Annotated in this window: 27 protein-coding genes; 10 read left to right on the top strand and 17 right to left on the bottom strand. The window is 69.9% G+C overall.

Annotated elements, in window-relative coordinates; translation table 11 throughout:
• Positions 1 to 15 precede the first annotated feature (15 nt).
• The gene (pdxH, locus tag ACWDV4_RS07125; RefSeq protein WP_449975557.1) at positions 16 to 672 is read right to left on the bottom strand and encodes a pyridoxamine 5'-phosphate oxidase; all 657 of its coding nucleotides are present in this window, start codon (positions 670 to 672) and stop codon (positions 16 to 18) included.
• Between the two features lie 257 nt (positions 673 to 929).
• Between pdxH and ACWDV4_RS07130 the strand changes: the two genes are divergently transcribed.
• From ACWDV4_RS07130 to ACWDV4_RS07145, 4 genes are all read left to right on the top strand, one after another.
• On the top strand, positions 930 to 2036 hold the full coding sequence (locus tag ACWDV4_RS07130; protein WP_449975559.1) for a citrate synthase 2: 1107 nt from the start codon (positions 930 to 932) through the stop codon (positions 2034 to 2036).
• Positions 2037 to 2342: 306 nt separating this feature from the next.
• Positions 2343 to 3470 carry a phosphoserine transaminase gene (gene serC / locus ACWDV4_RS07135; RefSeq protein WP_449975560.1) on the top strand — a complete coding sequence of 376 codons (1128 nt, stop codon included), beginning with the start codon at positions 2343 to 2345 and terminating at the stop codon, positions 3468 to 3470.
• 212 nt (positions 3471 to 3682) lie between these two features.
• Complete coding sequence (gene sepH, locus ACWDV4_RS07140) at positions 3683 to 4762, top strand: septation protein SepH (RefSeq protein ID WP_449975561.1); 1080 nt, start codon at positions 3683 to 3685, stop codon at positions 4760 to 4762.
• Between the two features lie 93 nt (positions 4763 to 4855).
• Positions 4856 to 5842 (top strand): aldo/keto reductase, encoded by a 987-nt coding sequence (locus ACWDV4_RS07145; protein ID WP_449975563.1) that lies wholly within the window; start codon positions 4856 to 4858, stop codon positions 5840 to 5842.
• 42 nt (positions 5843 to 5884) lie between these two features.
• Here ACWDV4_RS07145 and thpR read toward each other — a convergent pair whose 3' ends face one another.
• The 5 genes from thpR to ACWDV4_RS07170 form a co-directional block, all read right to left on the bottom strand.
• Positions 5885 to 6484, bottom strand: a complete 600-nt coding sequence (thpR, locus tag ACWDV4_RS07150; protein WP_449975564.1) for an RNA 2',3'-cyclic phosphodiesterase — start codon at positions 6482 to 6484, stop codon at positions 5885 to 5887.
• 62 nt (positions 6485 to 6546) lie between these two features.
• Positions 6547 to 7074 carry a hypothetical protein gene (locus ACWDV4_RS07155; protein WP_449975565.1) on the bottom strand — a complete coding sequence of 176 codons (528 nt, stop codon included), beginning with the start codon at positions 7072 to 7074 and terminating at the stop codon, positions 6547 to 6549.
• Positions 7075 to 7180: 106 nt separating this feature from the next.
• On the bottom strand, positions 7181 to 8464 hold the full coding sequence (locus ACWDV4_RS07160) for an MFS transporter (protein WP_449975566.1): 1284 nt from the start codon (positions 8462 to 8464) through the stop codon (positions 7181 to 7183).
• Between the two features lie 75 nt (positions 8465 to 8539).
• Positions 8540 to 8989, bottom strand: coding sequence for a MarR family winged helix-turn-helix transcriptional regulator (locus ACWDV4_RS07165; protein WP_449975567.1), 450 nt, complete (start codon positions 8987 to 8989; stop codon positions 8540 to 8542).
• A gap of 85 nt (positions 8990 to 9074) precedes the next feature.
• Complete coding sequence (locus ACWDV4_RS07170; RefSeq protein ID WP_449975568.1) at positions 9075 to 10553, bottom strand: NCS2 family permease; 1479 nt, start codon at positions 10551 to 10553, stop codon at positions 9075 to 9077.
• 87 nt (positions 10554 to 10640) lie between these two features.
• Here ACWDV4_RS07170 and ACWDV4_RS07175 point away from each other — a divergent pair, with 87 nt between their 5' ends.
• Entirely contained in the window at positions 10641 to 10907 is a 267-nt protein-coding gene (locus ACWDV4_RS07175) for a DUF2530 domain-containing protein (RefSeq protein WP_449975569.1), read from the top strand.
• 82 nt (positions 10908 to 10989) lie between these two features.
• On the opposite strand, the gene ACWDV4_RS07180 is transcribed toward ACWDV4_RS07175, so the two are convergent.
• Positions 10990 to 11829: a DUF3027 domain-containing protein gene (locus ACWDV4_RS07180; protein ID WP_449975894.1), complete on the bottom strand. Its 840-nt coding sequence runs from the start codon at positions 11827 to 11829 to the stop codon at positions 10990 to 10992.
• An 85-nt stretch (positions 11830 to 11914) separates the two neighbouring features.
• Here ACWDV4_RS07180 and ACWDV4_RS07185 point away from each other — a divergent pair, with 85 nt between their 5' ends.
• A complete protein-coding gene (locus ACWDV4_RS07185) occupies positions 11915 to 13582 on the top strand; it encodes an MFS transporter (protein WP_449975570.1) in 1668 nt (555 codons plus the stop codon).
• Positions 13579 to 14235, top strand: a complete 657-nt coding sequence (locus ACWDV4_RS07190; protein WP_449975572.1) for a futalosine hydrolase — start codon at positions 13579 to 13581, stop codon at positions 14233 to 14235. The genes ACWDV4_RS07185 and ACWDV4_RS07190 overlap by 4 nt, the downstream gene beginning before the upstream one ends.
• Positions 14236 to 14269: 34 nt before the next feature.
• Here ACWDV4_RS07190 and ACWDV4_RS07195 read toward each other — a convergent pair whose 3' ends face one another.
• Genes ACWDV4_RS07195 through ACWDV4_RS07220 form a run of 6 tightly spaced genes read right to left on the bottom strand, consistent with a single transcriptional unit; the run spans position 14270 to position 19956 of the window.
• Positions 14270 to 15808, bottom strand: a complete 1539-nt coding sequence (locus tag ACWDV4_RS07195; protein ID WP_449975574.1) for a SpoIIE family protein phosphatase — start codon at positions 15806 to 15808, stop codon at positions 14270 to 14272.
• A gap of 15 nt (positions 15809 to 15823) precedes the next feature.
• Positions 15824 to 17194, bottom strand: coding sequence for an ATP-binding protein (locus ACWDV4_RS07200; protein WP_449975575.1), 1371 nt, complete (start codon positions 17192 to 17194; stop codon positions 15824 to 15826).
• Positions 17191 to 18219 (bottom strand): SpoIIE family protein phosphatase, encoded by a 1029-nt coding sequence (locus tag ACWDV4_RS07205; RefSeq protein ID WP_449975577.1) that lies wholly within the window; start codon positions 18217 to 18219, stop codon positions 17191 to 17193. The genes ACWDV4_RS07200 and ACWDV4_RS07205 overlap by 4 nt, the downstream gene beginning before the upstream one ends.
• The gene (locus ACWDV4_RS07210; protein ID WP_449975578.1) at positions 18201 to 18626 is read right to left on the bottom strand and encodes an ATP-binding protein; all 426 of its coding nucleotides are present in this window, start codon (positions 18624 to 18626) and stop codon (positions 18201 to 18203) included. The genes ACWDV4_RS07205 and ACWDV4_RS07210 overlap by 19 nt, the downstream gene beginning before the upstream one ends.
• The gene (locus tag ACWDV4_RS07215) at positions 18623 to 19072 is read right to left on the bottom strand and encodes an STAS domain-containing protein (RefSeq protein WP_449975580.1); all 450 of its coding nucleotides are present in this window, start codon (positions 19070 to 19072) and stop codon (positions 18623 to 18625) included. Before ACWDV4_RS07215 ends, ACWDV4_RS07210 begins: the two co-directional genes overlap by 4 nt.
• Complete coding sequence (locus ACWDV4_RS07220; RefSeq protein ID WP_449975582.1) at positions 19072 to 19956, bottom strand: STAS domain-containing protein; 885 nt, start codon at positions 19954 to 19956, stop codon at positions 19072 to 19074. Before ACWDV4_RS07220 ends, ACWDV4_RS07215 begins: the two co-directional genes overlap by 1 nt.
• Before the next feature lie 267 nt (positions 19957 to 20223).
• On the opposite strand from ACWDV4_RS07220, the gene ACWDV4_RS07225 reads away from it, so the two are divergent.
• Positions 20224 to 21060, top strand: coding sequence for a 1,4-dihydroxy-6-naphthoate synthase (locus ACWDV4_RS07225; protein ID WP_449975583.1), 837 nt, complete (start codon positions 20224 to 20226; stop codon positions 21058 to 21060).
• Here the strand turns inward: ACWDV4_RS07225 and ACWDV4_RS07230 are convergent.
• Positions 21021 to 21407, bottom strand: a complete 387-nt coding sequence (locus ACWDV4_RS07230; protein ID WP_184534534.1) for a cold-shock protein — start codon at positions 21405 to 21407, stop codon at positions 21021 to 21023. The two genes, ACWDV4_RS07225 and ACWDV4_RS07230, sit on opposite strands and share 40 nt — an antisense overlap.
• A 151-nt stretch (positions 21408 to 21558) precedes the next feature.
• Between ACWDV4_RS07230 and ACWDV4_RS07235 the strand changes: the two genes are divergently transcribed.
• Positions 21559 to 24063 (top strand): helicase-associated domain-containing protein, encoded by a 2505-nt coding sequence (locus ACWDV4_RS07235; protein WP_449975584.1) that lies wholly within the window; start codon positions 21559 to 21561, stop codon positions 24061 to 24063.
• 27 nt (positions 24064 to 24090) lie between these two features.
• Here ACWDV4_RS07235 and ACWDV4_RS07240 read toward each other — a convergent pair whose 3' ends face one another.
• The 3 genes from ACWDV4_RS07240 to ACWDV4_RS07250 form a co-directional block, all read right to left on the bottom strand.
• Positions 24091 to 24381 carry a hypothetical protein gene (locus ACWDV4_RS07240; protein WP_449975585.1) on the bottom strand — a complete coding sequence of 97 codons (291 nt, stop codon included), beginning with the start codon at positions 24379 to 24381 and terminating at the stop codon, positions 24091 to 24093.
• A 188-nt stretch (positions 24382 to 24569) separates the two neighbouring features.
• Positions 24570 to 24806: a helix-turn-helix domain-containing protein gene (locus tag ACWDV4_RS07245; protein WP_449975586.1), complete on the bottom strand. Its 237-nt coding sequence runs from the start codon at positions 24804 to 24806 to the stop codon at positions 24570 to 24572.
• Positions 24806 to 25303: a DUF2975 domain-containing protein gene (locus ACWDV4_RS07250; protein ID WP_449975587.1), complete on the bottom strand. Its 498-nt coding sequence runs from the start codon at positions 25301 to 25303 to the stop codon at positions 24806 to 24808. The genes ACWDV4_RS07245 and ACWDV4_RS07250 overlap by 1 nt, the downstream gene beginning before the upstream one ends.
• A 247-nt stretch (positions 25304 to 25550) precedes the next feature.
• Between ACWDV4_RS07250 and ACWDV4_RS07255 the strand changes: the two genes are divergently transcribed.
• Positions 25551 to 25973 carry a DUF6223 family protein gene (locus tag ACWDV4_RS07255; RefSeq protein WP_449975588.1) on the top strand — a complete coding sequence of 141 codons (423 nt, stop codon included), beginning with the start codon at positions 25551 to 25553 and terminating at the stop codon, positions 25971 to 25973.
• Positions 25974 to 25975 lie beyond the last annotated feature (2 nt).

Below are 25975 nucleotides of genomic sequence, written 5' to 3' on the forward strand. Positions count from 1 at the left end.
CCTTTTTAACACTGGTCAAGGTGCAAGCCGCTCGATGATCCACGCTCCTTCGTCGATGCGACGGTAGCGCAATCGATCATGCAGTCGGCTGGCCCGCCCCTGCCAGAACTCCACGGTCTCCGGCTCGACCCGCAACCCACCCCAGTGCGGCGGTGGGGGCACCGGCTCACCCTCCGGAAACCGCGTCATGGTGGCCTGGAAACGCGCGTCCAGGTCAGCCCGGTCCGGCAGTACCCGGGACTGTGGACTCGCCCAGGCACCGAGCTGCGATCCGCGCGGCCGGCTGGCGAAGTACGCCTCGGTCTCGGCCCGGTCGATCGGCGTCACGCCACCGCAGACCACCACCTGCCGGTGCATCGGAAACCAGGGGAACACCAGACTGGCGTACGGGTTGGCAAGCGCCTCGACACCCTTGCGCGACTCGTGGTTGGTGTAGAGGACGAATCCCCGCCGGTCGTACCCCTTGAGCAGGACGGTCCGGCTGCTAGGGCGCCCGGCGGCGTCGGCGGTGGCGAACACCATCGCGTTCGGTTCGGGCAGCCGGAATTCGACGGCCTCGGTGAACCACCGGTCGAACTGCGTCCACCAGTCAACGGCCAGGCCGGTCCGGGACAGCCCAGTTTCCCCCGTGTAGTCGTCGCGCATGCCTGCTGGGCGCACCGTGTCCCCCATCACACTCTCCCGGATTCGTCCCACCGCCCGATGGCCTGGTGAGCCTGCTGTCGGACCAGTCAGGCGGCTGAGAAACCTACCGACGTTGATCTGGATCACGGTCCGCACTGTTGGACATAGCACACCTGGGCAGGGTCGCAACCGGGTTACTCAGCAGGCAAGATGACACGAATACATCCCTGAGGGTCGCCTAAGGAGCTTTTCCGAACCACGCGGACGAGCCAGAGTGCACGGACAACCAGATCCAGGAGAGAAGAATGTCCGACTTCAAGCCGGGCCTGGAGGGCGTGATCGCCTTCGAGACCGAGATCGCCGAACCCGATAAAGAGGGCGGCGCGCTGCGCTATCGCGGTGTAGACATCGAGGATCTGATCGGTCAGGTCTCGTTCGGCAACGTCTGGGCGTTGCTCGTCGACGGCCGGTTCGGCCCCGGCCTGCCTCCGGCCGAGCCGTTCCCCGTACCTGTGCACTCCGGGGACATCCGGGTCGACGTCCAGTCCGCGGTGGCGATGCTCGCCCCGTACTGGGGGCTGTCCCAGCTGCTGGACATCTCCGACGAGCAGGCCCGCGAGGACCTGGCCCGGGTCTCGGTCACCGCACTCTCCTTCGTCGCCCAGTCGGCGCGTGGTCTCGGCCTGCCGGCCGTACCGCAGAAGGAGATCGACAAGGCGTCCACCATCGTCGAACGGTTCATGAAGCGCTGGCGCGGCGAGCCGGATCCTCGGCACGTCAAGGCGGTCGACGCCTACTTCATCTCCGCTGCCGAGCACGGCCTGAACGCCTCCACCTTCACCGCCCGGATCGTCGCCTCCACCGGTGCCGACGCGGCGGCCTGCATCTCCTCCGGCATCGGGGCACTCTCCGGCCCGCTGCACGGTGGTGCGCCGTCCCGGGTGCTGCACATGATCGAGGCAGTCGAGCGCAGTGGCGACGCCGAGGGGTACGTCAAGGGCGTACTCGACCGGGGTGAGCGGCTGATGGGCTTCGGCCACCGGGTCTACCGGGCCGAGGACCCCCGGGCCCGGGTGCTGCGGCGTACCGCCAAGGAGCTGGGCGCGCCCCGCTTCGAGGTGGCCGAGGCGCTGGAGAAGGCGGCCCTGGAGGAGTTGCACAACCGCAAGCCCGACCGGGTGCTGGCCACCAACGTCGAGTTCTGGTCGGCGGTCGTGCTCGACTTCGCCGAGGTGCCGGCGCACATGTTCACCTCGATGTTCACCTGCGCCCGAATGGGCGGCTGGAGCGCGCACATCCTGGAGCAGAAGCGGCTGAGCCGACTGATTCGGCCGTCCGCCCGCTACATCGGGCCGGCCCCCCGTAAGCCTGCCGGGGTGGAGGGCTGGGACGCCATCCCGCACGGCGTCTGAGCACGTCGCTCGTAAGTGATTGAGCGCGTCGCCCGTAAGTGGTTAGGAAGGGCCCCTTCCCCGGCAAAAAACGCTGGGAAGGGGCCCTTCCTAACATCTGCGGCCGAATTGTGGGCTACACCTCAGCCCTCGCCGTGGGACCAACGGGTGTACGGCGGGGGCTGGATGACAGGATGGAGCCCTCCGGCAGCGCCGCCGGTCATCCGCCTGACTCCCGGCTCCGCAGCGTGTCCGCGCTGGTGGAACCGTAGGCCAGGTCTGCCAGCTCAGCGGGCCCGCCGGCCCACCCGGAAGGATCTTCGTACCGTGGCTGACGTACCGACGATTCGGATTCCTGACGAGATCAAGCCCGCCGACGGACGGTTCGGCTGCGGCCCGTCCAAGGTCCGTCCGGCGGCTGTCTCCGCCCTCGCCGAGGTGGCCACGACCTACCTCGGCACCTCACACCGGCAGAAGACGGTCCGGGACCAGGTTGCCCGACTGCGGCGCGGGATCGCCGAGTTCTTCTCCCTCCCCGAGGGCTACGAGGTGATCATCGGTAACGGTGGCACCACGGCGTTCTGGGAGGTCGCCACCTTCGGCCTGGTCCAGGACCGAGCCCAGTTCGCCAGCTTCGGCGAGTTCGGGGCGAAGTTCGCCAAGTCCGTCAAGCAGGCACCGTTCCTCGGCGAGCCCACCGTTCACAAGGCCGACCCGGGTTCGGCTCCGACGCTGGTCGCCGAGGCCGGGGTCGACGTCTACGCCCTGCCGCAGAACGAGACCTCGACCGGTGTGGCCGTACCGATCCGTCGGGTGGCTGGGGCCGACGAGGGCGCACTGATGCTGGTCGACGCCACCTCCGCCGCCGGCGGCCTCGACGTCGACGTACGGGAGAGCGACGTCTACTACTTCGCCCCGCAGAAGTGCTTCGGCTCCGACGGTGGCATCTGGATCGCGCTGATGTCCCCGGCCGCCCTGGCCCGGGCCACCGCGATCAAGGAGTCCGGCCGTTACATCCCGGCCTTCCTCGACCTGGTCACCGCGATCGACAACTCGCGGTTGGAGCAGACCTACAACACGCCGGCGCTCGCCACGATCTTCCTGGCCGCCGAGCAGACCGACTGGATGAACTCGCAGGGTGGGCTGGCCTGGGCGGCCAAGCGCACGGCCGAGAGCGCCGGGATCGTGTACGGCTGGGCCGAGCGCTCCGCTGTGGCGACCCCGTTCGTGACCGATCCCACACTACGCTCCAACGTGGTGGCGACCATCGACTTCGCTGACGGTGTCGACGCCACCGCGATCGCCAAGGCACTGCGCGCCAACGGCATCGTCGACACCGAGCCGTACCGCAAGTTGGGCCGCAACCAGCTACGGATCGCGCTGTTCCCGGCGGTGGAGCCGGCCGACGTCGAGGCGCTGACCCGCTGCATCGACTACGTCGTCGAGCAGCTCTGACGCCAGGTCCGGCGGGTGTCCGAGCTGTCGGATACCCGCCGGACGAGCCTCGGCTAGAGATCGATCCACGCAGCTCACCGACGACATGCGGGCGTGGCCTCCCCCCACCGGGTGACACACCGGCGTACCGTGTCAAGGACGCCCGGGTGGCTGACTCGTGGCGTGATGCCCGCGGACGGCGTGGGTCCAGCGACGCGGACGGAGGCAACGAGATGCGGCCAGTACGCTTCGTCGCCCTCTCCGAGGACGGCCAGGCCTTGGTGCTCACCGACGAGGTGGGTCGCCTTCTTGCGCTGCCCATCGACGAGCGGGTGGCCACGGTTCTCCAGGCCGAGCCGGGCGGGGTTCCCCTCAGTGTGGCCACCGCCAACGACTTCGCCCCTTCCCTGTCTCCGCGGGACATCCAGGCCCGGATCCGAGCCGGCGAGTCCGCCGAGGACGTCGCGCGCATCGCCGGCGTACCGGTCGATCGGGTGCTGCGTTACGCCGGACCGGTGCTCCAGGAGCGGGCCATGCTCGCCCAGCACGCCCGCCGTACCCGGCTGCGGACCTCCGACAAGAGCGTCCCGCTCGCGGAGGTCGTGGATGGCCGGCTGGCCCAGCACGGCATCGACACCGAGAAGATCTCCTGGGACGCGTTCCGCCGCGACGACGGCACTTGGCGGATCGTCGCCACCTGGCCGTCTGGCAAGGCCACCGCGCAGGCGGTCTGGGATCTCGACAAGACCCGACAGTTCGTCACGCCGCACGACGACATGGCGAAATACCTCTGCACCGAGCGGCCAGCCGCGCCGATCCTCGGTCAGGAGCCAGCGGCGGAACGGGCCGGCGGGCACGCGCTGCCGGGCCCATCGCGTGGCGAGCCGAGTCGGGGTGGACACGGCCTGCCGACGGCGGCCCCCGAGCCTCGGCAGACCCGGGACCCGATCCGGGCCGGGCGCGACGCCCTGCTCGCCTCCCTCGACCGGCCGCTCGGATCGAGCGCCGGGCGGGGTCTGGACCCGACGGCACCGGCCGCGCTCGCTGGTCAGGAGACGCCTCGCAAGCGGGCGGTCAGTGGCGGTGCGGCCGCGCTGCTCGGCGGCGGCCAGGGTTCGGCCTTCGATGACGACGCTGACGCGCCCAAGGAAGTTCCGGCGGTGCCCTCGCTGGCGGTACTCCGTCCGCGTCGTGCCGCTGGCGCGGCGGCGGCCGGTGAGTCCAGTGACGCCTCCGGCAAGCCGCGCAAGCGCCTGCCGAGCTGGGACGACGTACTCTTCGGTGGCGGCCCGGCGGCGCGCGAGAGTTCCTGACCCACACGGGAGTTCGCACCTATCGTGAGTTCCTGACCGGTACTCATCGCTTCCTGGCCGGCGCGTGGCCGGTCCTCGTGGCAGGGTGGACCGATGGACTATACGAACCTGGGACGTACCGGTCTGTCGGTCAGCCGGCTCTGTCTGGGCACGATGAACTTCGGGCCGCAGACCAGTGAGCCGGACAGCTTCGAGATCATGGATCGAGCGCTGGACCACGGGATCAACTTCTACGACACCGCCAACGTCTACGGCTGGCAGACCGGTGAAGGCATCACCGAGAAGATCATCGGCCGCTGGTTCGCCCAGGGCGGCGGCCGGCGAGAAAAGGTCGTCCTGGCCACCAAGGTGTACGGCAAGATGGGCGACTGGCCCAACGAGCAGGGGCTTTCTGCCCGGCACATCATTCGGGCCTGTGAGGACTCGCTCCGTCGGTTGCAGACCGACTGGATCGACCTCTACCAGATGCACCACGTCTCCCGGTCCACTCCGTGGGAGGAGATCTGGCAGGCCATGGAGACCCTGGTCGCCCAGGGCAAGGTGCTCTACGTCGGCTCGTCCAACTTCGCCGGTTGGCACCTGGCCGCCGCCCAGGAGTCAGCCAGCCGGCGACACTTCCTCGGTCTGGTATCGGAGCAGTGCATCTACAACCTGATGACCCGGCACGTCGAGCTTGAGGTGGTGCCGGCCGCGCAGCACTACGGCCTCGGCATCATCCCCTGGTCGCCGCTGCACGGCGGGCTGCTCGGCGGGGCCATCCGCAAACTGTCCGAGGGGGGCGCGGAGCGGGCCAAGAGCGGCCGCGCGGCGGACGCCCTGGCCGAACACCGGCCGACCATCGAGGCGTACGAGAAGCTCTGTGCCGACCTCGGCCACGACCCGGCGGATGTGGCCCTCGGCTGGCTACTGTCCCGCCCCGGCGTCACCGCACCGATCGTCGGCCCCCGTACGGTCGCACAGCTCGACGCGAGCCTCGGCGCGCTACAGGTACGGCTCTCCGACGAGGTACTGACCAAACTGGACGAACTGTTCCCGCCAGTCGGCCAGGGCGGTCCCGGCCCCGAGGCCTGGGCCTGGTGAACACGCCTGGTGAACACGCCTGGTGAACACGCCTGACGCGCCTCAGAGCGGCCAGGACGCCAATCGATGGTGAAGTGATCGATGTCCGAGATGGCTACGTACCAGCACCATCTCGGACATCGGCCACGACGGTCCGAAGTAGCCGTCCAGGGTTTCCCGGTCGGCCTCGACGAGGGCCGGGGTCGCCCGCTCACCGGGACGGGCCACGGTCAGATGCGGGCGGTACGGCCGGATGTCGTAGGACACCCGGACCCGCCGCAGCTCACGCCGTACGGCGGCACCGAGCCGGCGCAGCGCCACGAGATCGCCACGTAGCCCCACCCACAGCACGGTGGAGCGGTCCTGGCCGAACCGACCGCCACCGGCCAACCGCAGCCGGGGTGGGGTGTCTCCACCGGTCACGGGTACCCCTACCGGGCCATGCCAGCTCCGGGCGGCCCGGCCCAGCGCCATTTCGACGTCGGGCAGGCGGGCGTCGTCGACCTCCCCCAGGAAGGCCAGGGTCACGTGGTACGTCTCCCGGCTCGTGAGCCGGACGTTCACCCCGGTGGCAGCGAGCTCTCCGATCCGCAGCCGAGTTACCTGCGCGGTGAGGTCGTCCAACGCCTCGGGAGTGGGATAGAGCGCCACAAAGAGTCGCAAGGTGCCATCCCAGGTCTCAGTGTTGCTCCCGGCAACGCCTCATAGCCGCTCCCGCCGATTTCTCATCGTTGCTCCCGCCGCCGGTCGGCGGTGGCGGTGGGCAGATGCAGACCGGCCGCCTGGAGTTCACCCTCCACCCGGATCCGCTCTATCTCCAGGTCGAAGCCGTCAAGGTCGTCCAGGTGTTCCGCCACTCCCAGTGCCCGGCTGGCCATCCGGAGGCGCTCGTCGTACGCCCGCAACAGCCCCTCGTGCCAGTACGACGAGCGACCGACGGCCAGGTGTGGGCGGCGCCGGCCAAGCCGCTGCCCACCGAGGCGGTGCAGGTCGGCGGCGATCCGCTCGATGGACATCCGATCCGCCTGGTCGAACGCGGTCAGATCCAGGTCACGGGAGAGCGAGTCGGCCTCGACGGTGCGGTCCAACCGTCGGATGGTACGCCGATCCCGCCAGGCTGTTCGCCGTCGAACGAGAGTACGGACAATTCGCGCAATCAGCTCGTCGGCGCAGATGATCGCGGCAATGACAGCGGGCAGGCACACCACCGCGAGGAGTGCCAGCGCCAGCACGAGTGCGTGCACGACGGCCATATCCTCCGACGCTAGGCGGCGGCAGAGGGGCTCGCCACCGATTTCGGGGGTTAGGAAGGGCCCCTTCCTATACAGAAACCGATAATAAGGGGCCCTTCCTTACACCTCAGCTCTCGGCGGGGACGACGTAGAAGCGGGGTAGCGGGACGAACCGTAGCCGGATCCGGGCACCGGAGCGCCGCAGTTGCCAGACCAGGGCCAGCGTGGCGGCGGCCAGCGAGATCAGACCACCCATCCAGATGCTCGCCCCGGCGCCGTACTTCTCGGCCACCCAGCCGATGATCGGCGCACCGATCGGGTTGGTCCCCAGGAACACCAGCACCCACAGGGCCATCACCCGTCCCCGGAAGGCGGCGTCGGTGCCGAGCTGGACCCGCTGGTTGGCGGCCTGGGCGAAGAAGACCATGAAGAAGCCAGCGACCGGCAGTACCGCGACGACCAGCCAGTATGTCGGGGCCAGGCCGACCATCGTGCCGGAGATGGCGCAGGCGATGGCGGCACCGAGGACCAGCCAGACCGAGGGGCGGCTACGCCGACCACTGCCGGCCAGGGCTCCGACCAGCGCCCCTACGGCCAACGCGGTGGAGAAGAGGCCGAACGAGGCAGCTCCGGTGTTGAAGACGGTCTTGGCGAGGGCGGCCAGGGTGAGCTGGAAGTTGAACAGCGCCATCCCCATCACGGCCATCAGGAGCATCGGCAGCAGCAGGTCGGCTCGCTGGAAGACGTAGCGCAGTCCGTCCACCACCCGGGCCGAGTCCCGTTCGTCGCGGGGCGGCAGGGCGGCCCGGTTCAGTTCTGCCGGGTTCAGCCGGACCACGTTCACCAGGGGGGCCACCGAAACGATGGCGGTGAAGACGAAGACCGGTCCGACGCCGAAGGCGGCGATGGCCAGGCCAGCGAGGCTGGGGCCGATGATCCGCGCGGAGTTGAAGGTGGCCGCCGACAGGGAGAGTGCGTTGGGCAGCAGCGAGGTGTCGACAAGCTCGGAGACGAACGACTGCCGGACCGGGGTCTCGACGGCGTTGGCGACGCCGAGGAGCAGGGCGAAGAGGTAGACGTGCCAGAGTTGGACGAGATCGGTGACCACCAGCAGGCTCATGCCGAGGGCGAGCATGCTCCAGGTCGCGTTGGCGATGAAGAGCAGCAGGCGCTTGTCGTACCGGTCGGCGAGGCGGCCGGAGAGCAGGGTCAGCAGCAATACGGGCGTGAACTGCAACGCGGTGACGATGCCCAGGGCGCTCGCCGAATCGCCGGACAGTTCGAGGACGAGCCAGTCCTGGGCGATGAACATCATCCAGACGCCGATCAGTTTGATCAGCTGACCGGTGGCGAAGAGCCGGTAGTTGCGAACCTGTAGGGACTGGAACGTCGTGTTTAGCTTTGCCCGCACTCGGTGTGCCGCCTCCTCGGGTGGTACGCGTCATCCACAGTGGACGAAGCAGACCCGGGAGGTGATCAGCGCCGGTTAGGCGCGGGCCACCTGTTGCAGAAGATCAGCGGCACGCAGCAGCGTGTCGCGGTCTTCCGCGGACAACTCGGCGAGCCGTTGGGCGAGCCACTCGTCGCGGGCACGCTCGGTCTGGGCGAGCACCGCGTGGGCCGTCTCGGTCGCCGCGAGGATGACCTGCCGACCGTCGGTCGGATGGGGGGTGCGCTGCACGAGGCCGCGATCCTCCAACTTCGCCACGATCTTGGTCATCGTCGGTGGTTGAACCCGTTCGATGTCGGCGAGCTCACGGGGAGTCAGCGCACCGGCCAGCCGCAGGCTGGTCAGGGCGGAGATCTGGGTCACCGTGAGGTCACCTACCGGGCGGGCCTGCCGGACCCGCCGGTTGAGCCGGGTGATGGCGTCACGCAGCATCGTCGCCAGCTGCGCAGCCGGTACGCGTTTCGCCATCACCGTCCGCTCCGTCACGATCGTTAGCCTAACTAATAAGCCAGGCTAACGACCACTCTTTATGACAGCAGTCACCATGGATCACATCGATCCCGCGTGCAGACTAGTAGACCAGCGCCTCGATCGGGCCCCGCAGGAAGAACAGGGTGAAGAGGGCGGCTACCCCGTACATCAGCGGGTGCACCTGACGGGCCTTGCCCTTGAAGATCTTGACCACGACGTACGTGATGAGGCCGGCACCGATCCCGTTCGAGATCGAGTACGTGAACGGCATCAGCACGATGGCCAGGAACGCCGGAACGGCGATCTCGTAGTCGGACCAGTCGATCGTCCGTACCTCGGCCATCATCAGGAACCCGACGACCACCAGGGCGATGGATGCCGCCTCGAAGGGCACCACCACAACCAGCGGTGAGAGGAACATCGCCAGCAGGAACAACCCGCCGGTGAACAGGTTGGCCGCCCCGGTACGGGCCCCCTCGGCCACCCCGGCCGCGCTCTCGACGAACGACGTGTTGCTCGACACGCTCGCGGCGCCGCCGGCCGCCGCCGCCACCGAGTCCACCAGCAGAATCTGCTTGGTACGGGGCGGCATGCCCTCCTTGTTCACCAGGCCACCCTCCTGGCCGACCGCAACCATCGTTCCCATGGTGTCGAAGAAGTCGGTGACCAGCAGCGTGAAGATGAACATCAGCACGACGAGCGGGCCGGCCTTCTCCCACGAGTTGAGGACGTTGAACTGGCCGAGCAGCGACAGGTCGGGGAGGTCGACCAGTTTCGCTGGTAGTTCCGGCACGTTCAGCGCCCAGCCCGTGGGGTTCGGCTTGCCGTCGATCATCGAAGGCCCGGCCTTGGTGATCGCCTCTACGATGATCGCCAATACGGTGGAGCCCAGGATGCCGATCAGGATCGCACCGCGTACCTTGCGGACCACCAGCACCAGGGTCACCAGCAGACCGACCACGAACACCAGCGCTGGCCAGCTCACCAACTTGCCGCTGATGCCCAGACCAACCGGCACGGTGGTGTTGGCGGCGTCTGGGATCCGGCGGACGAACCCGGCGTTGACCAGGCCGATGATCGTCAGAAACAGGCCGATGCCCACGCCGATCGCCGTCTTCATCTGCGTCGGCACGGCACGGAAGACCGCGGTACGCAGCCCGGTCAGCACCAGCAGCGAGATGAGCAGGCCCTCGATCACCACCAGACCCATCGCGTCGGCCCAGGTCATCTGCGGGGCGATCTCGTACGCCACCATGGCGTTGACGCCGAGCCCGGCGGCCAGCCCGAGCGGGAACCGCCCGACCACGCCCATCAGGATGGTCATCACGCCGGCCACCAGTGCGGTGGCGGCAGCCAACGCCGGAATGGCCAGTTTCTTGTTGTCCCCGTCGACGGCGTTGCCGAGGATCAGCGGGTTGAGCACCACGATGTAGGCCATCGTGAAGAAGGTCGCCAGGCCGCCACGGGCCTCGCGGCCCAGCGTCGAGCCACGGGCGGTGATTTCGAAGAACCGGTCGAAGCCGTTACGGGCTCTGGGCGCTTCTTCTGTCTTGTCGAACTTGGTCGGGGTTTTGCTCATCAGATCCTCGCAGGCGATCCGTCGTTGCCGCGCGCATCGTCGCAGATCACGGGCCTACCCGGAAAATTGATCCCGTACCCTGGCCACGTGCCGAAGGAGCAACCCCCCCGCCCCCAGCCCCTCGACCCCCCAATGGTGCCGTTCGCGATCGCCGGTATCACCGCCTGGGCGGTTGCCGGACTGGTACTACTGATCTTCTTCCGGGACTGGCTGACCGAGCAGGGGCACGAAAACTGGCTCTGGACCTGCCTGGCCGGGTTCCTACTCGGATTCCCCGGCCTGGCGGTGATGCTCAGGCACGATGCCAACCGCCGTCGTCGCCGGGCGGCCGGCCACACCAGTCCGGTCGACTGACCTGACCGTCGGGCCGGCCATCCTGCACCGGCCGTCGGTGCCGTCCGATGCAACCTGACCGGGGTGGTGTCGTACGGTCCGGTCAGCCGTGTCCGTAGGGCTCGACCGGTTCGTCGGTCCCCACCGATCCGGCCGGCCGGATCACCGGAACCGTCTCCACCTCGCTGTCATCGTAGACCGCGGGTGGCTCGTCGGCCGGCGTCTCCGGGGAGTCCGTCAACGCCTCGGAGTGCGCCCCGCAGCCGTGATCGGCGCTGACCGCCCGACCGTCGTCCGGCGCGTAGTAGTTGCCGCAGACCCCGAAGCTCTGCCGCAGGGTGCCCGCGATCGGCAGATAGAACCCGCACGAACCGCAGCGGGCGGAGGCGGGCGCGGCTACCGAGATGGGCGCGGCCGGGCCGTGGTCGCCGTCGTACCAACGCTGGGCGGTGTCGATCCGTCCCTCACGGGACATCACCCGGACCCGGCCGAAGCCCAACTCCCAGGCCGTCTCCTCTACCGCCGGGTCGTCCGAGAGTACGTAGCCGGGGGCGAGCCGCTCGTCGTCCGGCGGGGTCGGCAGCAGATCGCCGGGGCCGAGGTCGCCGGGCTGGAGCCGCTCCTGCCAGGGCAGCCACCCCGGGGCCAGCAGGGCATCCGAGCCGGGCAGCAGCACCGTCTCGCAGATCGTGACGTTCCGGCTGCGCGGCACCCGGGTCACGGTGACCGCCCACCGCCAGCCCCGGTAGCCGGGGAGGCGGCATTCGAAGAAGTGGGTCACCAGTCGATCGCCTCCGGCGACCGCCGCCAGGTGGTCGCCGACGTCGGACGGGTCCGCTTCGGTGATGCCGGCGCGGGCCACCTCGACCGCGCTGGCACAAACCTGGTCGAGACGAGGGGCACGAGTGGCGACGGTCCTGGTCACCTGCTCATTGTTGCCTATCCGGGTGACCGGCCCACAGGGACTCCCCGCTACGATCTCCGGCCAGAGCCGGCAGAGATCGACCAGATAGGCAAGGATGGTCGGCATGCCGCTGTTCTCCCGCTCCGGCCGATCGGCCCTCGGGCGTACCGTCGGCACCGCAATCCGGCTCCTCCGGTTCACCCTGCGGACGACGCTGGGTGGCGGGCGCTGGACGGTACGAAGTGTGGGCCGGGTACGGGAAAAGGGTGCCGGCGGCGAGCCCGGCATGGCCCGGATGTTCGACCTGCATGCCATCTCCTGTGCCGGCGACGCGCTGGTCGCGATCGGTCTGGCCGGGACGATCTTCTTCAACGCACCGCTCGGTGAGGCCCGCAGCAAGGTAGCCCTCTACCTGTTGGTGACCATGGTGCCGTTCGCGCTGCTCGCCCCGGTGGTGGGCCCGTTGCTGGACCACTTCCGGCACGGTCGCCGCTGGGCCCTCGCCACCACCATGCTCGGTCGTGCCTTCCTGGCCTGGTTGATCTCCGACTACCTGCACGGCTTCGGGCTCTACCCCGCCGCGTTCGGCGTACTCGCCCTCTCCCGGGCGTACGGCGTCGCGCGTTCAGCCGCCGTACCGAGGCTGCTTCCGGCGGGGTTGGGACTGTCCCAGGCGGGTGCCCGGGCCAGTGTCTACGGCACGATCGCCGGCGGTGTGGTGGGCCCGGTCGGCCTGGCTCTGTTCTGGTTCGGCCCGCAGTGGCCACTGCGGGCCGCCTCGGTGATCTTCCTGATCGGCATGGTGATCTCGCTGCGGCTGCCGGCCCGGGCGGACTCCGAGCCACCGGAGACCATGCCCCGGGTGTTCGCCGCCCTCTTCCGTCGGCCCGGCACGGGCGATCGGGCCCTCGGACGCAGCGGTCCGGACGGCCGGCTGGTGATGACCAGCCTGGTCGGCAGCGCCACGCTGCGCGCCATGTTCGGCTTCCTGCTGCTCTACCTCGCCTTCGCGATCAAGGCCGGCGACCTGACCACCGTGGTGTTCGGTCGAGACATCGCCAGCGAGGGCGCGCTGGTGCTGGTGGGTGGGGCGCTCGCGGTGGGCTCCTTCCTCGCCACCGCGGCGGGTACCCGGCTCCGCATCCACCAGCCGACCATGATCCAGTCCAGCGGCCTGGTCATCGTCGCCGGCGTGGCGATACTCACCACGATCAAGTTCTCGCTTCCCATGGTGGCCCTGCTCTGCCTGGTAACCGCCATGGTCAGCGGCATCGCGAAGCTGGCCGTGGACGCGTGTATCCAGGAGCGGGTCCGGGAACGACTCCGGGCAAGCGCGTTCGCCCGCTCAGAGACGGTGCTGATGCTGGCCTTCGTGGCTGGCGGGGCGCTCGGGCTCATCCCGGTCGAGGGTTGGATCGGCATCGCCGGACTGGCCGGTTTCGCCACCCTGGCCGCCGTACGGGCAGCGATCATGGCCACTCGGCTACGCGGCGAGCGCCTGCTGGGCCGTGCCCTCGCCGACGACGAACGGGCCGCCTCGGACGAGCCGTCCACTGGTCAGGCCGGTGAGAGCAGCCCAACCAGCGGCACAGATGCCGACGTACCCACCCCGGTGTCGCCGGCCCCCGCTTCCCCGGCCCCGGCGTCGGCCACCGGAGCGGTGCCCGGGTCGACGGCCGAGTCGCCGCTCGCGCCGCCCGGCTTCCACATCTACCGGCCGTCCTCGGCCATGCCACGCACCGGATCGGGGGACGACGAGTCCCGCCGCGAACCACAGGGACCGAAGAGTTGAACGGTGGAATCCTGATCGTCACTGCCGTACCGGCCGAGACGGAGGCGCTACTCGCTGGCCTGATCACCCCGGCCTCCACCACCGTCGCCCCGGTCGGGGTGGGTCCGGCCGCCGCTGCCGCCGGTACCGCCCGGCTGCTGGCGTTGGCCGAGGCGGCGGGCAGCCCGTACCGGGCGGTGGTGAGTGCCGGCATCGGCGGCGGCTTCCCGGACCGGGCCCCGCTCGGCGGCATCGTCCTCGGTACCCGTAGCGTCGCGGCCGACCTCGGAGCCGAGTCACCGGAGGGCTTCCTCCCCCTCGACGAGTTGGGCATGTCCCGGGAACACCTCGGCGGCGGGCCGGAGATCCCCGCTGACCCGACCCTGCTCGCGCAGTTGCGCGCCGTGCTACCCGATGCGACGGTCGGCGCGGTGCTCACCCTGAACACCGTCACCGGCACCGCCGAGACCACCCGGTTGCTCGCCGACCGGTATCCCGACGCGGTGGCCGAGGCGATGGAGGGCCACGGGGTGGCGGTGGCCGCCGCCCAGGCCGGATTGCCGTTCGCGGAGTTGCGTGCGATCTCCAACCCGATCGGTCCCCGGGACCGGGGGGCGTGGCGGATGCGCGCGGCCTTCGACGCGCTGACCACGGCCGCCGCCGCCTTCGGTTAGCCGGTCGGTGTCGGCGCAGCCTCCGGCTAGCCGGTCAGTGTCGACGCAGGGCCACCACGGCCAGGTCGTCGCTGCTCTGCGACGGGCCCAACTCGGCGAGCAGCCGGCCGCAGAACCGGTCGAGGTCGGCGTCCACGGTGGCCGCGCAGACGGCCAAATCGGCCATCCGCTGGTCGATGTCGACGTCCCGGCGCTCGATCAACCCGTCGGTGTAGAGAACCAGCGTCGCCCCGGGGGGCAGCTCGAATTCGAGGTCGTCGGGTCGGTCGGCGTGGATCCCGAGGAGCGGGGCCCGGTGTTCGATGAACCGGGTCGAGTCGGCCGTGACCAGCAGCGACGGTAGGTGACCGGCGCTGGCCAACCGGATCCGCCCGGTGTCGGGTTCCAGGGTCAACAGGCAGACCGTCGCGAACTCCCCCGGCAGCAGGGTACGGACCAGCTCGTCGACCCGTTCGAGGATGACGCCGGGCGAGTGACCCTCCACGGCGTACGCCCGGATGGCGTGCCGAAGCTCGGCCATGACGGTGGCCGCGTGCAGCGAGTGGCCGGCGACGTCGCCGATCACCGCCAGCAGCCGGCCGTCGATCATCGCAAATTCGTAGAAGTCGCCGCCGACCTCGGTCTGCATGCTGGCGGGCTCGTAACGTACGGCAAGGTCCAACCCGGCGATCCGCGGTAGCCGGCGGGGCAACAGGCTGCGTTGCAAGGTCACCGCGATTCGGTGCTCCTCGTCGTAGGAGCGTTGCGCCTCGACTGCGGTGGCGACCGCCTGGGCGAGCTGCGTGAGCACGACAGACTCCGGAACCAGGGCCGAGGACGGTACGGCGACGTGCACCGCCGGCCGGTCGATACGGAGCCGTACGGTGGCAATGGCGATCTGTTCGTCCGCGCTGACGGGCAGCGGCCAATCTTCGGGCGTGGGCGCGGTGTCCACAGTGACCCCGACCGGCACCGGTACGACGTCGCCGGGCCAGCTACCGGTCCGCACCGACGCGCCTGGCTCGATGGTGACCGCGGCCAGGCGGTCACCGTCGGCGTTCTCCGCCACGACGACGGCACCGGTCCCGAAGATCTGGGCGGCCCCGGTCACGGCGGCGTCGAGCAACTGGGGCAGCGTGGCGGCCGAGTTGACGGCGAGGGTGGTCTCGGCGAGGCAGGCGAGCCGGGCGGCGAGCAGTTCGGCCCGACGCCGGGCCCGGTAGTAGCGCAGTGCGGCACGGGTGGTGGCGATCAGCTCGTCCGGCTCGATGGGTTCGACGAGATAGGCGTCGGCTCCCCGAGCCAGCCCCTGGGTACGGTCAGCCAGGTCGACGGCGTGTGCCGACACGTGGATGACGGGCCGGGAGGCGTGCCGCGGGTTCGCCTTGATCCGTTCAGCGACGTCGAAGCCGCTCATGTCGCCGAGGCGTACGTCCAGCACGATCAGGTCGATGTCCTGGCTGGCCATCCGGTCGAGTGCGCTCGCGCCGCTGTCCGCTTCGACGACGGTGAACCCAGCGCGGGTCAGCCACCTGACCAGCAGATAGCGCTTGGCAGCGCTGTCGTCGACCACGAGGATCGTGGCATCGGTCACCGGACGGTCCATACGTCACAGCTCCGGTTGGACGGGAAGCTGGAGGGTGAAGGTGCTGCCGCTGCCGGGGGCGCTGGTCACGTCTAGGGTGCCGCCAAGGATGGTGGCGAGTCGCCGGGCGTACGGCAGGCCGAGGCCGGTGCCGCCGGACGACTTGCCCGGCACCTGATAGAACTCCTCGAAGATCCGTTCCTGGTGCTCGGGTGGGATGCCAACCCCGGTGTCGCTGACCTGGAACGTCCACTGCTCACCATCGCGGTCGGCGGTCATCCGGACCTCACCGTGCTCGGTGAACTTGAGCCCGTTGTGCAGCAGGTTCCGCAGGATCTGGGTGAGGAGCACCTCGTCGGAGCGGATCACCGCTGGCGGTTCGGGATCGACGACCACCAGCTCGACGCCGGGGCGGGTGGCCATGGCGCGGGCGGTGCCGCGCAGCTGACCGAAGACGGGTCGCAGCTCGACGTCGGACCAGGTCGGTTCGATCGCCCCGGACTCCGCCTTGCCCAGGTCGAGCAGGTCGTTGACCAGCGCCAGCAGGTCCGCCGCCGAACTGCGGATCAGCTCGACCTGTTCCTTCTGCTCGTCAGTGAGCGGGTCGGAGAACGGGTCCGCCAGCAGCCGGGTGAGACCGATCACGGCGGTGACCGGAGCCCGCAGTTCGTGGCTGACGTTGGCGAGGAAGCGGCTCTTCGTCTCGCTGACCACCCGCAACCGGGCGGATCGCTCCTCCAACTCGGCGTGGAGCGCAACGACGCCCCGGTTGGTCTCGTCCAGTTCCTCGGAGAGCTGGGTGTAGAGGGCGAGGACGCCCCGGTTGGTTTCGGCGAGTTCCTCGTTGAGGCGGGCTAGCTCGTCCCGTTGTGCCCGAGTCTGCTCCAGAGCTGCCAGTAGTTGCTCGTTCTGCTCCGCCATCTCCTCCAATGGTGTCCGAGCAGCGGAGGAAGTCAGGTCGCCGCGCACCGCTTCGAGATGGGTGGGGGTGAGCGGACCGGCCGAGCGGGGGATCCGACGCGACATCCGTATCACGGTAGCTCCCCCGTTCGGCTGAACGCTGAACGAGTCGACCAACCGTCCTACGGCCAGGGCCCCGGACAGTTGCTGATCAGTGTCGATCGGACAGCTGGCGACAACCTCGGTGACCAGCGTCTGTGGATCCGTACCGATGGTCACCGAAAAGACCACCTCGGCCGGGATCGGCACGGCGCGGGTAACCAGAAGATATCGGCCAATCTCGCTGAGCGCGGTGGCCAGCCGGATCTGGTCCTGGTGTTCGAGGCCGACGGCTGCGGCCACCTCCCGACCCCGCTGCCGGACCACGAAGACGTCGGACTCGGTGCGCAGAGCCATCCGCAGCAGCGGGATGCTGTTCTCGCCGGGCTCGGTCATGGCGTGGTCCGGGCGACCAGTACGCACGCGTCGTCCCGCCGTACGGCGGCATCCCGCAGCATCGTGCCCGCGATCACCTGCGGGGCCCGTCGTTGTAGGCCGGGATAGTCGGTCAGCCGCCACCGGTCGGTCACCCCGTCGGTGTGCATGACCAGGTAGGCACCGGCCGGCATCGGGTAGTCGAACTCCCGTACGGCGCGCCGCTGGTGACCGACGATGCCCGGCAGCGACACCAGCCCGCGTCGGTCCGGGCCGTCCATCAGCGTCCCGGTGATGTTGCCCAGCCCGGAGTAGCGGACCAGACCGGCATCCAGGTCCAGCTCGGCGACGGCTGCGGCGACACCTCGGGTGTGGCTGACCGACCGGTGCAGATGCTCGATGACCGCCGCCGGACGTACCGCCGGGGCCACCTGGAAGGCGTGTACGGTGGCCGCCGCAGCCGCCGCAGCCAGCGGCCCGTGCCCCAGGCCGTCGCAGACCAGCACCTGTCGTCGGCCGTCCACGACCCGTACGGCGAACCCGTCGCCACAGGCCTTCTCGCCGGTCATCGGCCGACTGACCCCGGCCGCCCAGTACGGCTCGGGCGGCTGCGCCGGCCAGACCTGCACGGCGGTCACCGTGCCCTTGCCGGGCATGGAGAAGACGTCGAGCCAGCTCGCTTGCCGACCGATCGCCCCCAAGCCGATCCCCAGCGTGCCGGCGGTGGAGTGTCCGTCCCGGGTGGACGAGATGACGTTGTCCATCCCGGGGCCGGAGTCGACGGCGATTACCTCCACCCCGGCGACCTTCCCGGCCCGGGCCGGGCGGATCAGGAGCAGCCCGTCGTCGGCATGCTTGACGAGGTTGCTGGCGAGTTCGGTAACGACGATCGCGAGCGCACCCACCCGCTCGGCATCGAAACCCATCTGGCCGGCGAGTAGCTCCGCCGATCGGCGCGCCGCACTGACTCTGCCGAGTTCCTCCATCCGGAACCACACCCCGCCGTCGGTGAGCCGGTGGTCGCCCGTCACGTCGACCGCGACCATTTGATGATGGTCACCCGGGTGCCCCGGCCAGGGGCGGTGTCGATCTCGAACTCGTCAACCAGCCGGCGGGCCCCACCGAGCCCCAGGCCGAGTCCACCCCCGCTGGTGTAGCCGTCGCTCAACGCCAGGTCCAGGTCGGCGATGCCGGGGCCGTTGTCGGCGAAGACGATGCGTACGCCCTTGCGGCGGCCACTGTCCACCACTCCGATCTCGGCCCCGCCGCCCCCGCCGTAGACGAGGGTGTTCCGGGCCAGTTCACTCGCGGCGGTAACCAGTTTCGTCTGGTCGACCAGGGAGAGCGCGACGTTGACGGCGACGCTGCGGACCACCTGCCGGACCAGGACCACGTCCTTGTCGGCGGCGATCGTCACTACCTGAGGGGCACCCAGGTCAGGACTGGCGGTCACGACGAGGTCGAGGTGGGACGGTCGAGGTCGAGCCCGGTTGGCAGACCCCAGTCGTCGTCCGCGTCGAGGTCTGGCAAGTAGAGCGCCTCATCGAAGCGGGACCGGGCAAGCAACTCCATGGCCCGTTCGACGTTCAACGCGGTTCGGATGCCGTCCAGGGAGAGGCCCAACTCGACGAGGGTGATCGCGACTGCGGGGCGCATCCCGACGACGACGGTGTCGGCGTCCAGCACCCGGGCGATGGCCGCGATCGAGGAGAGCGTACGACCGACGAACGAGTCGACGATGTCCATCGCGGTGATGTCGATGATCACGCCGCGACATCCGGTCGCCACGATCCGCTCGGCCAGGTCCTCCTGGAGCGCCAGTGCGGTCTGGTCCTCCATGTCGACCTGGATCGAGACCAGCAGCAGGTCGCCGATCTTGAGGACCGGTACCCGGTCCATCAGGCCTCCCGAGCGCCCGGCAGCGCGGCCATGTTGCCTCGGGTCGCCCGCCGGTTGATCTCGATCATCCGTAGCGCGTGGCGGAGCGCGTCGGCCAGTGTCGCCTTGGTGGCGATGTCACCGAACTCGATGCCCAACGCCACGATCGTCTGTGCGATCTGCGGCCGGATGCCGGAGATGATGCACTCGGCACCCATCAGCCGCGCGGCCACCACGGTCTTGAGGATGTGCTGGGCCACCTGGGTGTCGACAGCGGGTACGCCGGTGATGTCGATGATCGCGTAGGGCGAGCCGGTGTCCACCAGCATCTGCAGCAGCCGCTCCATCACCACCTGGGCCCGTGCCGAGTCCAGCGTGCCGACCAGCGGGATGGCGACGACCCCCTCCCAGAGCTTCACCACCGGCGTGGCCAGCTCCAGCAGCTGCTCCGCCTGGTCGGCGATCAGCTCCTCACGCGACTTGGTGTAGCGCTCGAAGGTGAACAGCCCCATCTGGTCCACCACCGCCGAGGCGGCCACGTAGTCGGCGAGCGCCTGGGCGTCGCCGCCATGTACGCCCAGCACGTCGACCAGCGCCTCCTTGAGGGCGAAGACACTGATCGCGGTCTCGCTGGCGGTGAAGCCCTGTCGAGCCCGGCTACGGGACAGCTCGGCCAGTGTGCCGCGCAGCTCCGCTGAACGGTCCGCGTCCAGATCGAACGGACCCTCCTGGAGGGTCGCGGTCAATGCGCGGTGCAGATCCTGCACCTGCTGGCGCAGTTCCGCCTCGGTCATCCGGCCCCGCAGTGAGCTGGTGACGACCTCCGTCCACCGTGCGCTCAGCTGCTCGGCATGGCTGTCGAACAGCACGCCGAGGCGACCGCTCTCGTCGGCCGTGATTCCCATGCTCTTCCTCCCCGCCTGCCGGTCCGCCCGGCTACCGCACCATCTTCCGGCTTCCTTCCCGGCTGCGCGCGGCCAGACGGCGAACTCTATCACCGGTAGCGCGTGGGATGGCTGGTCAAGCAGCGCTGACCTGCGCATCTTGACATTGACACAATTCGTGACACCGTCGCCGGCCCGGCCCGTCGGAACCGCCAGTCACTGTCTATGACCTCACACTCGGCGGACCGGTGCCGGAGCGGTCGACCCGGATGTGGTTCGGTGTAGGACGTGGCGCTCTCGCTGGCGATCTCGCCCTGCCCCAACGACACCTTCGTCTTCCACGCCCTGGTACACGGGCTGGTGCCCGGCGCACCTCCGGTCGAGGTGACCTACGCCGACGTGGACGTCACCAACACCGCGGCCGAACGCGGGGCGTACGACCTGGTGAAGGTGAGCTACGCGGCGCTGCCCTGGCTGCTCGACGACTACCAGCTGCTGCCCTGCGGTGGCGCGCTGGGCCGAGGTTGCGGCCCACTGGTGCTGACCCGCAAGGACCGCGCCCACGGCGACCTGACCGGCGCGACCGTCGCCGTACCCGGCGACCGGACCACGGCGTACCTGCTGTTCCGACTCTGGTCGGCGGCCCGACCGCCGGCCCGGATCGAGGTCGTGCCGTTCCACGAGATCATGCCCGGGGTCGCCGCCGGCCGCTACGACGCCGGCCTGGTGATCCACGAAGCCCGGTTCACCTACCCCCGGTACGACCTGACCGCCCTGGTCGACCTCGGCGAATGGTGGGAAGGTGACACCGGCCTACCGATCCCGCTCGGCGCGATCCTGGCCCGGCGGGGTGTCGTCGACCCGGCCGAGGCCGCCGACTGGATCCGCACCTCGGTACGGCAGGCCTGGGCCGACCCGGCAGCCACCCGCGAGTACGTGCTGCGACACGCACAGGAGATGGAAGCCGCCGTGGTCGACCGGCACATCGCCCTCTACGTCAACGAGTTCACCGCCGACCTGGGCGAGGACGGCCGGGCCGCGATCGACGCACTGCTGCACCGGGCTGCGGACGCCGGCCTGACCCCTCAGATCTCCAGCTCGCGGGCCACCGCGTGGACCAGCTGAGCGACCGTCTGCGCGGTCTTCCGGTCGGGGAACCGGCCCCGACGTAGATCCGGCTGGATCTTCGCCTCAAGGACCTTGATCATGTCTTCGACCAGGCCGTGCAGCTCCTCGGCTGGTCGACGACGCAGCTCGGCCATGGACGGCGGAGCATCCAGCAGCTTCACCCCGAGCGCCTGGGCACCCCGGCGGCTGTCCACCACACCGAACTCGATCCGCTGGCCCCCCTTGAGGTCGGTGACGCCAGCGGGCAGCGCGCCCTTGGGCAGGAACACGTCGCCACCCTCGTCACTGGTGACGAACCCGTAACCCTTGGCCGCGTCATACCACTTCACTCGACCCGTCGGCACCTGTTAACCCCTGCCTCGTTGAGACTCCTGTGTCACACAAGGCTAGCCGCATCGGCCGCCTCAGCGCTGCTGGGAATCCGGTGGGCAGGTCGACGCCACCCAGCCGACCGAGGAGCCGGATCGGCCCTCGGCCGGATAGCGTGGAACGACGATGACCACCACACTCGCCGACCACCTCAGGTCGCTACCCGACGACGCGCTCGCCGCCCTGCTGGAGCTGCGTCCTGACCTGGTCGTCCCGGTACCGGCCGACGTGTCCGCGCTGGCCGTACGGGCCCAGTCCCGGGTGTCGGTCGCCCGTGCCCTGGACGGGCTGGACCAGTTCACCCTCCAGATCCTCGACGCGGCCCGGTTGACCCGCGACCCGGACAACGAGGGCCGAACCTCCGTCGCGGCGATCCTCGCCCTGGCGACCACCGGCCGGGGTGGGGACCAGGCCGCCGTACGCGCCGCGCTCGACCGGCTCCGCGCACTGTTCCTGCTGTACGGACCGGAGTCGGCCCTCCAGGTGGTGGCCAGCGTCGACGAGGTCTGCCTGCCGTACCCGGCAGGGCTGGGGCGACCCGCGGCGGAGCTGGACGAACGGGCGGCGCTGCTGGTGACGGACCCGGCACGGCTACGCCGGACGGTGCTCTCCGCTCCGCCCCCGGCGCGGGCGATCCTGGATCGGCTCGCCGCCGGCCCACCGGTCGGCACGCTCCCGGCCGAACTGCTGCACCCGCCGACCATCGACGGGCCAGCCCTGCCCGCGGTCGACGGGGCTGAACTGGACGTATCGCCGTCGCCGGTGCGTTGGCTGGTCGAGCACGCCCTGCTGGTGCCGATCCCGGACACCGGGGCCACTGCCCGGGGTGCCGCCGTGGAACTACCCCGCGAGGTCGGGCTGCTGCTGCGCCGCGACTGCGGCCCGCTCGGTCCGCTGCGCCCCCAGCCGCCGGTGCCGGCCGCCACGGCCCGGGAACCGAAGGCCGCCGACTCCGCCGGAGCCGGTCAGGCGATGGAGGCGGTACGACACACCGAGGCGCTACTGGAGGCGCTCTCCGCCGAGCCGGCTCCGGTGCTGCGCTCGGGCGGAATCGGAGTACGTGAGCTGCGCCGGCTTGCCCGCGCCACCGGGCTGGACGAGCCGACCACGGCACTGCTGCTGGAGGTCGCGCACGCCGCCGGACTGACCGGCGAAGCCGACCTGCCCGGGGCCGCCACCACCCGTACCGGGGCCGACCAGCAGGTCCTGCCCACCGCCACGTACGAGGTGTGGCGCAGCGGCTCACTGGCACAGCGCTGGGACCACCTGACCCGGGCCTGGCTGGCCATGCCCCGACAGGCGGGCCTGGTCGGGCAACGCGACGACCGGGACCGGCTGATCACCGCGCTCTCCAGCGAGGTGGACCGGGCTGCCACACCGGCCGCCCGGCGGGCCGTACTCGGAGTGCTCGGCGCACTGGACCCGGGGGCCGCGCCCACCGCCGACGAGGTACTCGAACTACTCGCCTGGCATGCCCCCCGGCGCAGCAAGGGGCGCGAGCCGGCACACCGCGAGGCACTGACCGAGGCGGCCCGACTCGGCATCACCGGCCTGGGGGCGCTCACCTCGTACGGCCGGCTGCTGCTGGCCGAGACCCTGGCCGGAAGTGCCCGCGCGGCGACGGCCAACGACGATCCGCTCGGCCGACGGGCCGCGACGGGCGCACCGGCGGACGAGACGGCCACCGCCATCCGAGCCCTGGACGCGCTGCTGCCCGCCCCGGTCGACCACTTCCTGATGCAGGCCGACCTGTCCGTGGTGGTACCCGGCCCGCCCGAGCCGATGCTCGCCGCCGAGTTGGAGGTGGTGGCCGAACACGAGTCGGCCGGCGGGGCCAGCGTGCACCGGGTGACCGGGGCGAGCCTGCGTCGGGCACTGGACGCCGGGTACGCCGCCGACGACCTGCACACCCTGTTCCAGCGCCGGTCCCGTACCCCGGTGCCGCAGACGTTGACCTACCTGATCGACGACGTGGCCCGTAAGCACGGCGGGCTGCGGGTCGGCTCTGCCGGGGCGTACGTCCGCAGCGACGACGAGGCGCTGCTCACCGAGGTGCTGGCCGACCGGCGGTTGGCCGCACTGTCCCTGCGGCGGCTGGCCCCGACGGTGCTGAGCACCCCGTACCAGGTGGGCCGGATGCTGACCGCGCTGCGGGAGGCGGGCTACGCCCCGGTGCCGGAGGACGCGACCGGTGCCGCGGTGCTGACCCGGCCGAAACCGGCGCGGGCACCGGCCCGGATGTCGGTCGCCAATCGGGTCACCGACCCGCTGGTCACGCCGAAACTCACCGCACCCCGGCTGCTCGGCATCGTCGAACACATCCGGCGCGGCGAGGCCGCCGCCCGGGCTGCCCGCCGCGCCCCGGCCTCGGTCCGGACAGTCAACGGCCGGGGTGGCGCCAACCCCAGCCACACCCAGGCCCACACCCAGGCGCTCGCCGTCCTGCAACAGGCGGTCCGTGACAAGGCGCTGGTCTGGGTCGGGTACGTCGACGCACACGGGGCCACCACGTCCCGCCTGGTCCGGCCGGTCTCGATGAGCGCCGGCTACCTTCGGGCCGAGGACGATCGGAGCGAGATGCTGCATACCTTCGCCCTGCACCGGATCACGGCAGCGGTGTTGGAAGAGTAGTCAGCTTCGTCGGGTGCGTCGGTGCGGTCAGCTTCGTCGGCTGCGCCGCACCGTGCCGACAATGGAGATGAGGAGCAGCAACGCGAAGGCACTGCCGGCCGCCTCGCCGACCGAGTCGACGAACCCCTGCTCCAGCACCAGCCAACCAAACAGGAACCAGCCGAAAAGGATGCTCCCGGCCAGCGAATACCAGACGATGGTGGCGCGGGAGACCGGTTCGTTGGTGGGCGGCTGGATAGGCACCTCGCGACTGGACGACGCGTCCGGCCTGGCGATCCGCTGCTCGCCGTTGGTTCGCAACTCATGGTCGACCGTCATCCATCCTCCCCACCTGCGCGTTTTCCCCTATACCCAGACTCGCACCCGAGAAGCCGATTCGACAGGGGTGGATTCCCCTAGGGCCGACTTCCCGACACGTACCTCCCCTTCCTCTGTCTCTAACGGTCTAGGCACGGTTTTGGTCAACTCCTTCGGCAGCCACCCCGCCGAGGCTGGCACCGCCGTCATTACTGCGGGTCTGGTCCGCTGACGTCGTCCTCGTCGGGGACCCAGCGCAGGATGTCGCCGGGCTGGCAGTCGAGGACCCGGCAGATCGCGTCGAGGGTGCTGAAGCGGATCGCCTTCGCGCGGCCGTTCTTCAGGACGGAGATGTTCGCAGCGGAGATGTTCACCGCGGCGACGAACTCGCCGACGGGCATCTTGCGCTTGGCGAGTTGGACGTCGATGTCGACGATGATGGCCATCAGATCACCTCGTCGAGCTCGCTGTTCAGCGTGATCGCCTTCACCAGCAGGTGCCGGCCGACGAGGGTGAGCAGGAGCAGCACCACTGCCGCGGCAACGCTGGCGGCCGACCCCATCCAGAGGCCGATGACCTCCATACCGTCGGCCGGGGAGGGGATGTCGGTGAACGTCACGTACAGCAAGAGGCCGGTGGTGACCGCGATGGCCGCCACGGCGACGCCGACGCTGACGTTGACCCAGGTCAGGGCGGAAGGCTCGAACAGAGTGCCGGCGCCTGCCCGCCTAAGCAGGAAGATCAGCGCGACGAGCCCCACCTGAACGCAGGCGATGAAGATGACCGCGGCGGTCACCAGCGGCATCTCCAGCGGCGCGTACGGCGGGAAGGCGGCGACCTCGTCGGCGGCGACGGCGGGGATGATGACGATCTGTGCGTAGAGGCCGAGAATCAGCACAAAGCCGAAGATCACCTGAAGGAGGGCAACAAAGGTTCGAGGCATACATCGATTTTCGATAAGAAGCTATCGATTGTCAATACGTCATCTGCTACCTGGGTAGGAAGTAAACCCTGCTGTCGGTGACGGCCTCCCCGTCCAGCCCGGGAAAAGAGACAACCCCGGTGGTACGCCGCCCCGGGCACCCGCAACCCGGGTGGTAGGTCGATCGACAACTCCGGCATGACGACCTGTGACCACCCCGGTACATACGCTGCCGCAGGTACTCGTCATACGAGCGAAGGGATCCTCGATGTACGTCCGTCACCTGCTTGCTGTCACCACATCCGCCCTGCTCGGGGGCTTCGGGCTGGCCGCACCGGCAGCCGCGCACATCTCGGCCCAGCCGATCGCGGCCAGTGTCACCACCATGAGCGCCGGACGGCTCGGGGCCCTCGTCGCCGCCGTACTGGGGTTGACCGGTGTGGTCGTCGGCGGCCTGGCTCTGACCCGCCCCGTCGGTCGTACCGGCACCGGCTTCGGGCGACTCCGCGCCCCGTTAGCCCTGGTGGCGGGGCTGATTGGCATGGCCCTCGGTGGGCTGGTCGTGGCCACCTCCGACAGCGGTATCGGCACCGGCAACGGGCGGGGCGGTGCCTACCTGGCCCTGCTGGTGGGGCTGATCGCCGTCGTCCTCGGTGGGCTGGCCCTGGTCCGCTCGCGTCGCACCGTCTGACC

Source organism: Micromonospora sp. NPDC003197, assembly GCF_053590565.1.

Coding starts and splice junctions, on each gene's coding strand:
- pdxH (WP_449975557.1), bottom strand. CDS start 672: ATGGGGGACACGGTGCGCCCAGCAGGCATGCGCGACGACTACACGGGG.
- ACWDV4_RS07130 (WP_449975559.1), top strand. CDS start 930: ATGTCCGACTTCAAGCCGGGCCTGGAGGGCGTGATCGCCTTCGAGACC.
- sepH (WP_449975561.1), top strand. CDS start 3,683: ATGCGGCCAGTACGCTTCGTCGCCCTCTCCGAGGACGGCCAGGCCTTG.
- ACWDV4_RS07145 (WP_449975563.1), top strand. CDS start 4,856: ATGGACTATACGAACCTGGGACGTACCGGTCTGTCGGTCAGCCGGCTC.
- ACWDV4_RS07155 (WP_449975565.1), bottom strand. CDS start 7,074: ATGGCCGTCGTGCACGCACTCGTGCTGGCGCTGGCACTCCTCGCGGTG.
- ACWDV4_RS07170 (WP_449975568.1), bottom strand. CDS start 10,553: ATGAGCAAAACCCCGACCAAGTTCGACAAGACAGAAGAAGCGCCCAGA.
- ACWDV4_RS07185 (WP_449975570.1), top strand. CDS start 11,915: ATGCCGCTGTTCTCCCGCTCCGGCCGATCGGCCCTCGGGCGTACCGTC.
- ACWDV4_RS07200 (WP_449975575.1), bottom strand. CDS start 17,194: ATGACCGAGCCCGGCGAGAACAGCATCCCGCTGCTGCGGATGGCTCTG.
- ACWDV4_RS07205 (WP_449975577.1), bottom strand. CDS start 18,219: ATGGTCGCGGTCGACGTGACGGGCGACCACCGGCTCACCGACGGCGGG.
- ACWDV4_RS07215 (WP_449975580.1), bottom strand. CDS start 19,072: ATGGACCGGGTACCGGTCCTCAAGATCGGCGACCTGCTGCTGGTCTCG.
- ACWDV4_RS07220 (WP_449975582.1), bottom strand. CDS start 19,956: ATGGGAATCACGGCCGACGAGAGCGGTCGCCTCGGCGTGCTGTTCGAC.
- ACWDV4_RS07235 (WP_449975584.1), top strand. CDS start 21,559: ATGACCACCACACTCGCCGACCACCTCAGGTCGCTACCCGACGACGCG.
- ACWDV4_RS07240 (WP_449975585.1), bottom strand. CDS start 24,381: ATGACGGTCGACCATGAGTTGCGAACCAACGGCGAGCAGCGGATCGCC.
- ACWDV4_RS07245 (WP_449975586.1), bottom strand. CDS start 24,806: ATGGCCATCATCGTCGACATCGACGTCCAACTCGCCAAGCGCAAGATG.
- ACWDV4_RS07250 (WP_449975587.1), bottom strand. CDS start 25,303: ATGCCTCGAACCTTTGTTGCCCTCCTTCAGGTGATCTTCGGCTTTGTG.
- ACWDV4_RS07255 (WP_449975588.1), top strand. CDS start 25,551: ATGTACGTCCGTCACCTGCTTGCTGTCACCACATCCGCCCTGCTCGGG.